At 67.3% G+C, this 13,678-nt stretch carries 12 protein-coding genes; 6 read left to right on the top strand and 6 right to left on the bottom strand.

Going from position 1 to position 13,678, the window contains the following annotated elements:
• Positions 1 to 48: 48 nt before the first annotated feature.
• The 4 genes from J7I12_RS12130 to J7I12_RS12115 form a co-directional block, all read right to left on the bottom strand.
• Complete coding sequence (locus tag J7I12_RS12130; protein ID WP_498793764.1) at positions 49 to 1,230, bottom strand: ABC transporter permease; 1,182 nt, start codon at positions 1,228 to 1,230, stop codon at positions 49 to 51.
• 330 nt (positions 1,231 to 1,560) lie between these two features.
• Positions 1,561 to 2,736 (bottom strand): glycosyltransferase family 2 protein, encoded by a 1,176-nt coding sequence (locus J7I12_RS12125; protein WP_302413255.1) that lies wholly within the window; start codon positions 2,734 to 2,736, stop codon positions 1,561 to 1,563.
• A 229-nt stretch (positions 2,737 to 2,965) separates the two neighbouring features.
• Entirely contained in the window at positions 2,966 to 3,319 is a 354-nt protein-coding gene (locus tag J7I12_RS12120; RefSeq protein WP_130957915.1) for a hypothetical protein, read from the bottom strand.
• Between the two features lie 176 nt (positions 3,320 to 3,495).
• Positions 3,496 to 4,590 (bottom strand): glycosyltransferase family 4 protein, encoded by a 1,095-nt coding sequence (locus tag J7I12_RS12115; RefSeq protein ID WP_303192863.1) that lies wholly within the window; start codon positions 4,588 to 4,590, stop codon positions 3,496 to 3,498.
• Between the two features lie 250 nt (positions 4,591 to 4,840).
• On the opposite strand from J7I12_RS12115, the gene J7I12_RS12110 reads away from it, so the two are divergent.
• The 3 genes from J7I12_RS12110 to J7I12_RS12100 are packed head-to-tail and all read left to right on the top strand — an operon-like array spanning position 4,841 to position 7,529.
• On the top strand, positions 4,841 to 5,854 hold the full coding sequence (locus J7I12_RS12110; RefSeq protein ID WP_118230462.1) for a polysaccharide deacetylase family protein: 1,014 nt from the start codon (positions 4,841 to 4,843) through the stop codon (positions 5,852 to 5,854).
• Positions 5,854 to 6,642, top strand: coding sequence for an alkaline phosphatase family protein (locus tag J7I12_RS12105; RefSeq protein WP_302549089.1), 789 nt, complete (start codon positions 5,854 to 5,856; stop codon positions 6,640 to 6,642). The genes J7I12_RS12110 and J7I12_RS12105 overlap by 1 nt, the downstream gene beginning before the upstream one ends.
• Positions 6,643 to 6,656: 14 nt before the next feature.
• Complete coding sequence (locus tag J7I12_RS12100; RefSeq protein ID WP_118230464.1) at positions 6,657 to 7,529, top strand: DMT family transporter; 873 nt, start codon at positions 6,657 to 6,659, stop codon at positions 7,527 to 7,529.
• 225 nt (positions 7,530 to 7,754) lie between these two features.
• Here J7I12_RS12100 and J7I12_RS12095 read toward each other — a convergent pair whose 3' ends face one another.
• Together J7I12_RS12095 and J7I12_RS12090 are read right to left on the bottom strand one after the other, a co-directional pair.
• Positions 7,755 to 8,336, bottom strand: coding sequence for a translation initiation factor 2 (locus J7I12_RS12095; RefSeq protein ID WP_118230465.1), 582 nt, complete (start codon positions 8,334 to 8,336; stop codon positions 7,755 to 7,757).
• Between the two features lie 82 nt (positions 8,337 to 8,418).
• Positions 8,419 to 9,414, bottom strand: a complete 996-nt coding sequence (locus J7I12_RS12090) for an OmpA family protein (RefSeq protein WP_118230466.1) — start codon at positions 9,412 to 9,414, stop codon at positions 8,419 to 8,421.
• 284 nt (positions 9,415 to 9,698) lie between these two features.
• Between J7I12_RS12090 and J7I12_RS12085 the strand changes: the two genes are divergently transcribed.
• The 3 genes from J7I12_RS12085 to cbiE are packed head-to-tail and all read left to right on the top strand — an operon-like array spanning position 9,699 to position 13,644.
• Positions 9,699 to 10,598: a histidine racemase CntK family protein gene (locus J7I12_RS12085; protein WP_118230467.1), complete on the top strand. Its 900-nt coding sequence runs from the start codon at positions 9,699 to 9,701 to the stop codon at positions 10,596 to 10,598.
• Positions 10,595 to 11,839, top strand: a complete 1,245-nt coding sequence (cbiD, locus tag J7I12_RS12080; protein WP_118230468.1) for a cobalt-precorrin-5B (C(1))-methyltransferase CbiD — start codon at positions 10,595 to 10,597, stop codon at positions 11,837 to 11,839. The genes J7I12_RS12085 and cbiD overlap by 4 nt, the downstream gene beginning before the upstream one ends.
• Positions 11,836 to 13,644, top strand: a complete 1,809-nt coding sequence (gene cbiE, locus J7I12_RS12075; RefSeq protein WP_302413256.1) for a precorrin-6y C5,15-methyltransferase (decarboxylating) subunit CbiE — start codon at positions 11,836 to 11,838, stop codon at positions 13,642 to 13,644. Before cbiD ends, cbiE begins: the two co-directional genes overlap by 4 nt.
• Positions 13,645 to 13,678: the final 34 nt, after the last annotated feature.

Raw genomic sequence — 13,678 nt, 5'->3', positions numbered from 1 at the left:
TCCGCACGGCCGTCCGCCATGCAAAACGCCTGCGGGCGCAACACGCAATTACTCAAACCGCAGGGCGGTGACCACATCCATGCGACTGGCCTGAACGGCCGGGTACAAACCGCCGGCCACGCCGAGGACCGCAGAAAACACAATGCTGCCCACACTGCTGACCAGCAGCAAGGGGTAGGAAATATCCGTGCCCAGACTCCACGAGCCGATTTTTACCAGCAACAGGCCGATGGCAATGCCCAGTATGCCGCCGGCTACGGACTTGCACAAGGCTTCGGCCAGAAACTGGGCCAGGATGTCCGCATCCGAACCGCCCATGGCTTTTTTGAGCCCCACTTCGCGCGTGCGGGCGCGCACGGCGGCAAACGTGCCGTACCAGATGCCGAAGCCTCCCAGCATGAGGGAAGCGGCGATGCCCAGCCAGAGCAGAGCCTCCACCCACATAAAGGTGGTCTTGATGCGCGAGAGCTGATCTTCCTGGGTGCGGATCACCAGATAGGGCGCATCCTGGTGCGCGCGCACCACTTCGGGAATGCGCCGGACCAGGGGAGGCACGTCCTCCCAGCCTACGGCCCGCACAAACAACCGCGTCACCTTGCCGCTGCCCCAGTTGCGGTCCATCATAGTGGTGTAGGGCAAAAAGCCGCCCTGCCCCCAACCGCCCAGCATGACGCCGCTGATCACGCCCACCACTTCAAAGACGTCCTGATCCAGAAACAACAACTTGCCCACGGCGTTGGCAGGTTCGCCGTAGAGATTGCGCGCGCCCTCGCGGCCCAGCAGGCACACCCTTCGGCGCGCCGTCACGTCCTGATCGTCCAGCAGCCGCCCGGCCACCAGATCCAGAGAGTAGACCTCGGCAAACTCCTGGTCCACGCCGATAAAGTCCAGGGCCAGGGTTCGTTCGCCTTCGCCGCGCAGGGTAAAGGCCCTGCCGTTGCGGATGTTCTGGCTTACCATGCCCACGCCGGGCAGGGCGCGCAGGGCCGCCACCGTATCGGGGTAAAATTCACGCTGGGGCTGGCCGGGATACTGCCGGTCATCCATATAGACCTGAATGACGTTGACCCCGCCCATGAGCACCATGTCCTGACCCACCTTGTAGCGGATCTCGCGCCCCAGCACGGCCAGCACGATAAAGGCCGTAATGCCCAGAGCAATGGAAAGCATCACCCCGAAGCCGCGCTGGCGCACAACCTGCCTAAGGCTCACGCGAAAAAGGTCAGACATGGCAATCATGCGTCAACCACCGTCATCACCGTCATAAAAAAACTCCGCACGCCCGCCGGGACGCGTCCGCGACAACCGACGACCGGTTCTACGGGCAGCCAAGGGGCGAACCATACACAGCGCCGGGTACCTGTGTCAAAGCCACTGATCATTAAGAACTTTTTTATCCATCCTCCCGCCCGCTACAGAGGCGCAAGCGCCGCCTGGCCCGTTATGACAAAAATGTTACGGGCAAGTGCCGGAGCGGACGTCTGCTTACACAACCGTCAGAGCATTGCAAAATTGCGATGCCCCAACGTTGCGCATGCGCATTTGCAAAAATGCCAGGCCCTACTGGCGCGAAGTCTCGCGCACTACGCCGCCGCGCCCCACCACGTAGCGAATGCCTCGCCAGGCGATGCCCGTGGCCCCCACGCTGGCCGCATAGACCCGCGCAAACAGGCAGACGGAACGGCCATAGGCCCACAACCAGCGCAGCAGGGACACGGGGCGGGGCAAAAGCGCCCGCCAGAGATACAGGGCCCCGGCCGTAGCCGCCAGCCAGAACAGGGTCAGCAGCACGCCCGCGCCGCCGCCCAGGTGCAAAAGCCAGCCCAACAAAGAAAGCACCGCGCCAAGCACGGGCACCGCCGTCATAACGGCCAGCAGCCCCAGCAGCAGCCACTGCCCCGGCATACAGAACTTCAGAAACAGCACCTGCCGGTCCATCCAGGCCCGCCAGACGTGCGGGGCGTGATTGGCGGCCTCAGTACGCAACAGCGCGCCGGGGCACAGCCGCACACCCGCGCCGCGCACCTGCAGCAGGGCGGTAAGAGAGCAATCGTCCACCACGGTTTCAGACCACAAAGAGCGCACGCCGTACTTCTCGAAGGCCGCGCGACTCATGCCCATGGCCCCGCCCCAGAGCTGGGTAAAGGCCCCCATGGCCTGCAGCAGACGCATGAGCATGACGCAGAAGGCATAGCCCAGGGTGGCCGTCTGGCTGTCGCCAGGGTCCACTTCGTGGTAGCCCGTGGTAAAGGCCGCCTCGCCCCTGACCAGCGGCCCGGCCAGCTGACGCGCAAGGTCCGGGGCCGCCTGGTGGGTGCTGTCGCAGAACAAATAGACTTCCGCTGCAGGGCCCACAGCGTCCACCCCGGCCAGCAGATTGTGGTTCTTCTGCCCGCAGCCCTGGGCCGGACCGGCCACCACATGCCGCGTGGCCGGAAAATCCTTGCACAGCCGCGTTACAAGCTCTGCGGCGGGTTCGCTTTCCGTGGCTGTCACCAGCACGGGCGCAAGTCCGGGGTAGTCCTGGGTCAGCAGGCTGCGCAGGGCGCCTTCCATCCGCGGGTCCGCGCCGGCCACGGGCACGATGAGGGCCGCGGCAGGCCATTGCGCGTCGGGCATGGCGGCCGCCGCAGCAGCCTCCTCCCGCGCCCGGCGCGGCAAAGCCTCGCCTGTGCGGGCCAGAATAAACAACAGGGCGCACTGCCCCACCACCAGCACAAACCACAGCCAAAACATGGCAACACCTCCTCACTACCGCATAGTATCTTTGAGCGCCCTCATTCTCAAGGGCAGGCAGGGGGCCACTCCGGCGCGCAACCGTGTGGAGAGTCCCTTGCCCCTGGCGACAGGCGGCCCGTTGCACGAACGCCCGGAGCATTTCAGGGAAAAGGCTCCCAGCGGGGATTCTTCCCAGTGGCTTCACCCCGCGGCGGGGAACGAAAAAGCCTTTACCGCCCCGATGACCTCAGTCTGCTGCGGGCGGCGCGCAGTCATCGCCGGTCAAGGGCGCGCCCTGGATGCGACGGCCCTCCACGTTCAGCCGCAGACCATTTTTCAGATGGATCACGCCTTCCACCCGGTCCGCCGCCACCAGCCGGCCCTTAAAGGTATGCCCGGAACTGTGACGCGCTTTGACCACATTATCTTTGACGCTGCCGTCAATGTGGTAGACGTCCACCTCCCCATTGCGCAGGCGCAGATACACCACCCCGCGCACCGCCCCGGCAGCGGAAAAGCACACCCCTACCCGGTAGGTGGACGAAAAGATGGAGCCGGTCCACAGTTCGGTCACTTCCGCCGGCGCTGGAGCGACAGACATTGCGGGCGGGACCGCGCCCTGTGCCCCCGGCTCCGTCCGGACAGGGGGGGGGGCTTCGCCCAACGCCGTCTGCGGACCGCAGAAAGGCCCCACACAGCAGACCGCCGCAAACAACAGGCAGACCCAGCGCCGCAGCAAGCCGGACAGCCCCGCACGTTCCGTATTGTGTGGCTGCATCACAACCTCTCGTCCGCAGCGGACATAAGCGTCTGGTGATCCGCTACCATCCGGGCAAAAGAAAAATCCCGTTGCGCCCTTTCCCGCCCCGCATGGCCCAAACGGGTGCAAAGGTCGTCATCCTCCAGCAGGCGGCAGCAGTTTTCCGCCAGGGCGTCAGCGTCGCCCGCAGCGCAGAGCAAGCCCGTGGTCCCTTCCATCACCAGCCGGGGCACGCCGCCCACAGCCGTGGCGCACACGGGCAGACCGCAGGCCATGGCCTCCAGAAGCACGTTGGGCTGCCCCTCACGCACCGAGGCCAGGGCAAACAGCCGCGCCGCCGCATAGTGAGCCCGCATGTCCAGGCCGCCGGGCGTCAGCTCCACCCGCGCGCCCGCCGGATGTTCCGCCGTCCAGCGGCGCAAACGCGCCTCTTCCGGCCCGTCGCCCACCAGGCGCAGCCGCGCTTGGGGGTGGCGGGCCAGCACCTGTTCAAAGGCCCGCAGCAAGGTCAGATGGTCCTTGTCCTCGGCCAGACGCGCCACGCACAGGATCAGCGGACCGCGCTCCGCCACGGGCGGGGCCGCGGGCGCAAAAAATTCCGTATCCACCCCGTTGGGAATGTAGTGCAGGCGCACGGGCGGCACGCCCAGGTCCTCCAGCACTTCGCGCAGGGCCTGCGAATTGCAGATAAGTTCATCTGCCAGCCGCCAGAGCCAGCGTTCGTGCTGCCGCACAGGGCCGCCGCCGCCCCGGCAGGTGCCCAGCACCAGCGGCGCTTTGGCGCGGCCCAGCCAAGCCAGCCGCCCCCAGATGCGTCCCCAGATATTGGGCAGAGCCGTGCAGGGCACCAGCACGTCCGGCCTGAGCCGCCGCAAAGCCCTGGCCATGCGCAAAAAAAACAACGGCGGCACCCGCCGGCTGCGCCCCAGGTGATGCAGCTCTACCCCCCCCTGACGGGCCAGGGCGTCCAGGTCCGTGGGGCCGGTCAGGGTGAGCATGACGGGCGTGAAGCGCCCGCGGTCCAGGCGACGGGCCAGCTCCAGCATCTGCCGCTGGGTGCCGCCGAAACAGAGGTCTTCCATCAAAAACAAAACGCGCAGGGTCTGGGGCATGCTTCTCCTCGGTAAACCGGCAAAAAGGGCGCGCTGCGCGTTGGCGGTTCAAGGGGCTCCCTTGTCCGACGCGCGGGCAAGTCTGCCCCATATGCCAGTAGCAATCATTATGCAAACCCGGCCCTTTTGCAAGCGTCGGCCGTTTAGCGGCCGCCAGCGCCCGGCCGGACGGCAAGGCGCGCCCAAAAGAAAAGGCTGCGGCACGCCCAGGGACATTGCCTTGCGCGCCCCTTGCGCATAATATGCCGCCATGACCCAACTGCCCCCCCCTGCCGCCCCCTTGCGCGTCATTGTCAGCCTGGACGTGGAGGAAGAAGGCCTGTTTTCGGGCCGCTACGCCGCCACGGGCTGCGGCGTGCGCAACGTGGCCCTGCTGCGCGAGCTTGCCCCGCTGACGCAGGAGCTGGGCTTTCCCTTGACCCTGTTCTGCGCCCATACGGTTTTTGCCAGCGCGGAAGCCCGGCCCCACCTGGCCTGGCTGCGGGACCACTACGGCGCGGAAATCGCCGCCCACCTGCACCACTGGAGCACCCCGCCCCTGTCCGAAGGCCCCCTTGCCGACGGCCCGCCCCCGCGCACGGACACCCTGCCCCGGCCCCTGCTGCGGGCGCGCCTGCACACCCTGCTGCAGGCCGGACGCGACTTTCAGGGCGCGCCGCTGACCAGCTTTCGCATGGGGCGCTGGGACTGCAAGGCCGTGCTGCGGCCCCTGCTGGCGGCGGAAGGCATTACCCTGGACAGCTCCGTCTGCCCCCTGCGCGTCTTTGACCATGCCGGGCCGGACCACTTTCTGGCCCCGGCGGATCCCTATTGGGCGGAGCCCGCAACAACGCCGGACGGCCCTGCCAGGGACGCCCTGCTCATCTCCCCCATTACGCAGATTCCCATCCTCCGGCCCCTGGCGCGCTTGTGGCACTGGCTGGGCCGGGGCAAAGCGCGGACGGACAATTTCCACTTCTGGGGCGCGCTGAGTCCCAATCCCGTCTGGCACGCGGCCCCGGTCATGCGCGGCTGCGTCCGGCTGCACGCCTGGCGCGGCGGGCGGGTGCTGCACCTCTTTCTGCACTCTTCGGAGCTGCTGCCCGGCGCTTCGCCCAACGTGCCGGACACGGCGGCGGCCACGGCCCTTTACCGCAAGCTCTACGACTTTCTGGCCTGGCTCAGGGAAAGCCGCCCGGTGCGGGGCGTTACGGCCGCACAGTTGCGGGCCGAGGCTCCGGCCCTGGGTTTCGGCCCGCGTCCGGCCGGACCGGGGGACTGGTAATGGCCCGCGTCTGTCTGGTTCTGCTGGATGGCCTGAACGCGGCCACGGCCCGACGTTGCCTGACCGTGCTGCGCGCCCTGGAAGAAGCGGACAAAGCCCGTTATACGGAGCTGGACTGCGCCCTGCCGCCCCTTTCGCGCCCGCTCTACGTCACGCTGTTCAGTGGGCTGACGCCGGTGCAGAGCGGCATTCTGCGCAACGACGACCCGTCCCCCTGCCCCGCGCCCACCATTTTTTCTCTGGCCCGTGACGCCGGGCTGGTTACGGCGGCGGCCGCGTACCACTGGGTGCACGAACTCTGCAACGGAACGCCCTACGACCCGGCCCTGCACCGCCTGACGGACGACCCTGCCCTGCCCATAGGCCACGGCCTGTTTTACGACCAGGACGCCTACCCGGACCAGGCGCTGTTTGCGGACGCCGCCTGCCTCTGCCGCCGCCACGCGCCGGATCTGCTGCTGGCGCACAGCATGGGCGTGGACTACGCCGGGCACTGCCGTGGTGCGGACAGCCGGGCCTACCGTCAGGCCACGCGGCTGGTGGACAGTCTGCTGGCCCGCTGGCTGCCGCAGTGGCTGGACGCGGGCTACGCCGTGCTGGTCACCAGCGACCACGGCATGACCGCCGATGGAGCGCACAACGACGTGACTGAAGAAGCCCGCCGCGTGCCCTTGTGGCTGGTGGGCCCGGCCTGGCAAACTCTGCCCCTGCCGCAGGCGCAGACCGGCGTGGCCGGCGTGATTCTGCAGGCCCTGGGCCTGCGCCCGCAATCGCCCGTCAGGGCCTGAGGACAAACCACACCATGCACATGCGCGGCTCCGTGAGCGGCTATATCTGGATTTTGCTGGCGGCCCTGCTCTGGTCCCTGCTGGGTGTGCTTTCCAAATTCTGTCTGCAGGCGGGCGTGGCCCCGCTGGAAACGGCCTTCTGGCGGGCGGCGCTCGGCTGCGCCCTGTTTTTCCTGCACGCCGGGCTCACGGGCGCGCTGCGCGTGCGCCCGCTCCACGCGCTCGCCTTTATGGCCTTCGGCGTCTGGGGCGTGGGGGTCTTTTTCGGGGCCATGCAGTATTCCATCAAGCTCAGCGGCGGGGCCACGGCAGTGGTGCTGCTGTACACGGCTCCGGTCTGGGTGGCGGTCTTCTCCCGCCTGCTGTTCCGCGAACGCATCACGGGCCGCAAGGCCACGGCCATTCTGGCGGCCCTGGCGGGCACGGCCCTGGTCTGCCTTTCGGGCGGCAGCCTGCCGGGCGAACCCTCAGCGGCGGGCATTGCCTGCGGCCTGCTGGCGGGCCTGTGCTATGCCACGCACTACCCCTTCTATCGTTGGTGGCAGCCGCGCTACGGCACTGCCGCCATCTACGCCTTTATGCTTCTGGGCGGCATTCTGGCCCTGACCCCCTGGGTGCCGCTGCCGCCTCACTACAACCCGACAACCTGGGGCTGGCTGAGCGCTCTGGGCCTGCTAACCTGCTACCTTGCTTACATCTGCTATGGCCAGGGCCTGCAAAAGATCAGCCTGGTACGGGCCGCCGTCACCTGTCACCTGGAACCCGTGCTGGGCACGCTCTGGGTCTGGCTGTTCTGGGACGAAACCTTTCCCCCGACGGGCTGGCTGGGCGGCGCGCTGGTGCTGGCCGCCGTGGCCCTGCTGAGCACGGACAGTTCGCGGGAATAGCGGGCACAGACTGCAGGCCACCGTTTCAAAAAAGTTACTGTGCCCACTTCGGTAGTTAAACGCGCAAACACCTTACGCTTCACCTGCAATGGCCCCAAACATGTTGCCGCTTTTTTTCTGAAGGAACGCAAAAGGCCCCGTCCGCCGCTTGGGCGACCGGGGCCTTGCAAATATTGCCAGGCTGACGGGCAATAACGATCAGAACAACTCCGTTTGAAAATTGCTCTAATATTGCCAGGAGCTGCCGTCGTAGCGGATCAGCTCGTTAAGCCGCCGGGACTTGACCTGATCACAAGAGGCGGTGAGGGCTTCCTTTCTGGACTTGCCGCGGCACTCAAAAACATTTTCGTGGTAGCGCACAAAGCCCACATACTGGCCTTTGGCGCCGGGGCGCAGTTCCGTACTCACGTTGCCGGTATCCACATCCACATACGACGCCACATATTCCTTACCCTGCTGACGCACCTGCTTTTCCGCCTTGGAAGGCACCACCGTACGCGCCGCCTGGGCCGCCAGGCGTTTGCCCACCATATCCAGCTCCGCAGCAATCTGAGCTTCGCTCTTGGGCGCGCTCTTCCCCCCCTTGGCTTTGGCGGTTTTGGCGGACTTCTCGGCCTTGGTGGCCTTGGCGTCCACCTTTTTGCCGGCTTTGGTCGGCGCCGAGGCGTCAGGGGCCGGGGCGGGGGCCGCAGTCTGCTCCTGAGGCTGCGCGGGGGGAACGTCTTTTTGGTCGGTATCGCCGCCAAACCAGGCGCAACCGCCGGTGGCAAGCCCCAAAGCCAATATACAAGCCAGCATATTACGCATGTACCAGACCTCCTCACATCAAAGCCGGGCGGCCCAGGCCGCCCGGCTTTACTGCAAGTTCACATAATTTTGCCGATAAAGGCTACTCGAAAGAGATTTCGGTACGCCGGTTCATGGCGCGGCCTTCATCAGTCTTGTTGTTGTACTTGAAGGACTTGCCGCGGCCAATGGAAGTCATGCGGCTGGCGGGGATGCCCTGCTTCACCAGGTAGTTCTTCACGGAATTGGCGCGCTCCTGCGAGAGCTTCATGTTGTAAGCGTCAGAGCCGATCCAGTCGGTCCAGCCGGAGAGGATCACGCGCTTGTTGGGGTTGGACTTAATCAGGCCGGCGGCTTCGTTAAGGATGCCCATGGCCTTGCCGTCAAGAGCGTAAGAGTTGAAAGCAAAGTGCACGCCACGCAGCACGATCACGTCCTCGTCCTGGCAGAACACGGCCAGCACAAAGCGTTCCACGGCGGCGTCGCTGGTGGCCAGCTCTTCGCCGCGCACCACGATGCTGTTGGGGTTCAGAGCGGCAATCTGCTTGATGGTGGCTTCGCCGTTTTTGGTGTCGGCCAGGGAGATGATGTGCACCACCAGGTTACGCTGGCTGGCGTAGAGCTGACGGGCCACTTCCACCAGGTCGGTACCGCGGTTGTTGTCGCCATCGGTCACCAGAATGAGGGCGGCGTCGCGCTTCATGCTGGAAAGGAAGGGTTCATAGACCTGCAGGCCGTTGCCCATGCTGGTCATACGGCCGAAGATCTGGAAGCCGCTACGCAGCTTGTTGATGCCCGCAGACATGGCGGCGCGGTCCCAGGGGCCCTGAGCCACGATGGTGCCGTTGGGCGAAATGGTGTGCAGGCCGCCGTTGTAGCTCAGGGCGGGGATGGCCGCGTTCACGCGCTGCAGCACGTTTTTGGCCACCACAATTTTATCCTGCTTGAGCTGGGCGTTTTTCATCATCATGGACCCGGAGTAGTCCACGACGAAGTCGAAACTTTCGATTTTTTTATTGCACGCGGGTGCGGCCGCCGCGACCACGGCGTAGCTCAACACAAGTGCAGCCGCCAGAACAAGAAGACGAAATGATTTCATAGTGCCTCCCAAACGTTGAAAGTGTCGTCGATTGCCGTCATCCAGCGACGGCAGATCGCGGTATGCCCGCCACATTACCGCCCTTCGTCCGGCCAAGGGCTTTCTGGGAACGGTAACTGCTTTTCCCATACCCGGCTTTGCGAAAAACCGCAAGGCATAAATGGAAAAGGCGCTCCAGCCGCCACCGCACGGGCAGGCGGATCTGGCTTGTCCAGGGCGGCCCTCCGGCTGGACAGCGCGCCGTGCATGGGGCATACTTACGCCAAGCGTCAAGGATTGTCCGCATGCCAGCACTGCCTTTTTCCAAATGGAGCCCCGGCGGCAACACCACCCTGCTCTTTCCCGCCGCCGGGCTTGACGCGCGCGCCCAGGCCCGGCTGGCCGCCGTGGCGCTGACCCCCGCCTGCCTGGGCGGGGAGCAGGCGGGATTTGTGGATCTGCCTGCGCGCCGCCTGCGCATGGCCGGCGGCGAATTCTGCGTCAACGCCAGCCGCGCGGCGGGCGCCTTGCTGGCCCTGACGGAGGCTGCGGCCCAACGCGTCGATGTACCGTCCCAAAGCACGCCCGTGCCCCAGACCGCGTCCGTTCTCGTAGACCGGCTGGACGAATTCCACGTTTCCGGCTGGCCCGCCCCCCTGCATCTGCACATCCGCGGCGCGTCCCCCCTCTGGCAGGTGGAGGCCCGCCTGCCTCTGCCCCCCTGCCCCCTGGAAGACGCGGCCCCTGGCGTCTGCCTGACGCGGCTGCCGGGCATCAGCCATCTGCTGCTGGACGAAACCCTCCACCCTTTGCCCCAGGACTGCCACACGGAAGCCGCTGCCCTGCGCCGCCGATACGGACTGGATGCGGAAGCCGCCGCCGGCGTGGTCTGGTGGCGACGCACGCCAACGGCCCTGCGCATGACGCCTTTGGTGCACGTGCGGGACGCAGGCACCACCTTTCTGGAAAGCGCCTGCGGCTCCGGGGCGCTGGCGCTGGCGCTGCACCTCTCCCGTCGGGGAAAGGAGCGAATTTTTGACCTGGCCCAGCCCGGCGGATCCGTTCTGCGGGTGCGCCTCTGCACTGAGCAGGACGCAGCCGCCCCAGGGACAAATCCTTGGACGGGCCCTTGGGCCGGCGTGGACGGCCCCGTGGCGCTTACGGCGCAAGGCGTTGCCTGGCTGGAGGACGCGTCCCAACCATGAAAACCGCGCTGCGCGAAGGCTTCACCACTGGCAGCGCAGCCACGGGCGCGGCTCTGGCGGCCCTCTGCCTGCTGCGGGAAGGCCATGCCCCCCACGAGGTGGACGTGCCCTTGCCCCCTTTTGCCCCCGCGCCAGCCGATGTCCGACCAGCCAACCCTTCGCCCGCCGGAGGAGAAGGCGGGGCGCTTACAGACGTCCCCCACGGCTGGCGCAGGTTGCCCGTGGCCTTTTGCGGATCCGGTCCCGCCCCCGAACTGTGCGACCCGCCGCAGCCGCTTCCGGCCGGGCGCGCGGCCCACGCGGTGGTGATCAAGGACGGCGGGGACGACCCGGACGCCACCCACGGCGCGCGCATCACCGTCACCGTCATCGAAGGCGCGGACGCTGCGGAAGACCCGACGGAAGCGCGCCAGACCGCAGGCAGCCCCGATCTCCCCTCCCCACCCATCCATATTGACGGCGGTCCCGGCGTGGGCCGGGTTACCCTGCCCGGCCTGCCCGTGCCCGTGGGCGCGGCGGCCATCAACCCCGTACCCCGCCGGCAAATGGAATGGGCCCTGCGCCACGCCCTGCAGACCCGTCCCGGCGCGCGCCGCCCGCTCACCGTGCTGGTCAGCGTGCCCCAAGGCGCGGCCCTGGCCGAGCACACCTTCAACTCGCGGCTGGGCATTGTGGGGGGCATCTCCATTCTGGGCACCCAGGGCACGGTGCGGCCGTTCAGCCACGCCGCCTGGAAGGCCACCATCGCCCAAGGACTGGAAGTGGTCCGGGCCACGGGCTGCCCCGCCGTGGGGCTGAGCACAGGACGGCGCTCCGAACGCCTGCTTATGGCCCGGCATCCCCACCTGCCCGCCCTGGCTTTTGTGCAGGTGGCGGATTTTGCGGCTTTTTCCCTTAAAGCCGCCGGGGCCTTGCCGAACATACAGATTATCTGGGGCTGTTTTTTCGGCAAACTGCTCAAACTGGCGCAAGGCCACGCCTACACCCACGCCCGCAGCGCCGACCTGGACCTGGAAACCCTGGCTGCCCTTTGCCGAAAACACGGCGCTGCCTGCTCCCAGGCCGTGGCCCGCTGCACCACGGCGGCCCAGGCCCTGGAACTGCTGCTGCCCGAGGCTGCAGGCCCCGCCGTGCTGCGCGCCGTGACGGCCCAAGCCGCTGGTGTGGCGGCCGGCTTTGCGGGACGCCCCGTACGGCTGCACCTTTTTCATACCGACGGTCGGGAGCTGGTGACGTTATGAAACAACAAATCCTCTTGCCCGGAATCCCCCTGCCGGAACCGGCCGCCCCGCCCCGATCCGACCCTGCGGACACGTCCCCGGCGTCTTTCGGGAACAAAGCCGTCACTGCCGTGGACATGTCCGCAGCGTCCGCCGTCCCGCCTGCTGTTGCGGACAGCGCCGATGCGGCGCCAAACCCGTCCGGGAAAGTAACCGACAGGCCAGGCCGGAACCTGCCCCACCCCTGGCCCCAACGCGCCGTTCCCGACACCGAAGCCCGTCCGGCAGACGAGCCCCATCCTTCCCCGGACGCTCCGGCCGCCGCAGCAGAGGCCGCCCCGGAGCCCGAGGACTGGCCGCCCATGAGCCAGATGCTCCAGTCCATGTTCATCTTTGAGCCCACCACGGCAGTCCCCGCGCCCATTACCGTGCTGGGCCTGGACTGCGGCCGCCCGCGCGGTCTGGCCGGACTGCCGGCCTACGCCCGGTCCCTGGTTTTGGAGGCGGACGTCATCTGCGGCGGCAGGGCCCTGCTGGAGGAACTGACAGGACAGCGCTGCCCGCCGGACCATCATCCAGACCGTGAACACGACAACGCGGCAACCACGGACGTTGCTGCTGCGGCCCCCCAGGGCACGCCCCTTTCCGGCGCTGCTGCGGCCGCGCTGCCCTCTCACGACGCGGCCGCAGCCCCACCGCCGGTCCTCACGGCCCGCCTGCTGCCGCTGACCACACCATTGGAAAATGTCCTCGCCCGCCTGAGTCAGCTGCGCGCCATGGGCGAACGCGTGCTGGTGCTGGCGGACGGCGACCCGCTGTTGTTCGGCATCGGGGCCACCTTGGTGCGGCTGCTGGGGGAAGAGGCCGTGCGGCTGCTGCCGGCGGTCAGTTCCTTGCAACAGGCCTGCGCCCGCCTGGCCCTGCCCTGGCACAAAGTCATCTGCCTTTCCCTGCACGGCCGCGACGACCTGGGGCCGCTCAATGCGGCTGCGGGTAAAAACGCGCCCCTCTGCGTGCTCACAGACGCGCGCACCACCCCCGACGTGCTGGCGCGGCACCTGCTGGACCGGGGCGTAGACTGGTTTGACGCCCATGTTTTTGAGCGCATGGGCGCGCCGGACGAAGCTGTGCACCATCTGAGCATGGCTGCGGCTGCGGGCCGCAACTTCGGCCCGGCCTGCACCCTGATCCTCACGCCGCGCGAAGCGTCGCGCCGCCCTTGCCTGGGGCTGAACAGCGAAGAACTGGCTGTAGAACGCGGCCTGATCAGCAAAAAGCCCGTGCGGGCCGCGGCTCTGGCCCTGTTGCGCATTGCGCCGCGTCATGTGGTCTGGGATATTGGCGCAGGCTCCGGGGCTGTGGCGCTGGAGGCTGCCGTGCTGGCCCACGAAGGTCGGGTGGTGGCTGTGGAACGTTCCGCCGGGCGGGCCATGAGCATCCAGGAAAACCGCCGCCGCTTCGGTGTGGCCATTCTGGACGTGCGCCTGGGCGAGGCCCCGGAATGCCTGCCCGCCCTGCCCGACCCGCAGCGCGTCTTTATCGGCGGCGGTCTTTCCGGCGAAGACGGCGAAGACATCCTGGGCCACGTCTGCCACCGCCTGCCTGTGGGCGGCCGGGTAGTGGCCAGTTGCGTGCTGCTGGAGACCCTCTGCCTCTGCCGTCGCTTTTTCGAACGCCTGGGCTGGCCCGTAGAAATTGAACAGATCGCCGCCGCCGAAGGTCGCCCCCTGGGCGGTGACGTACACCTGGCGGCCATGAATCCCGTTTTCCTGCTGGCAGCCCAAAAGCCGGAGCCAGGCGCGCCCGCGCCGGTCCGCGCCGTCTGAAGGCCGCCGCAACGCCGCGCCCCGCGCGCATCCA

This window comes from Desulfovibrio diazotrophicus (assembly GCF_902498985.2).
Lineage (GTDB): Bacteria > Desulfobacterota > Desulfovibrionia > Desulfovibrionales > Desulfovibrionaceae > Desulfovibrio > Desulfovibrio legallii.
The sequence above is the reverse complement of the archived record's forward strand: the minus strand, read 5'-3'. Positions and strand labels throughout refer to the sequence as shown.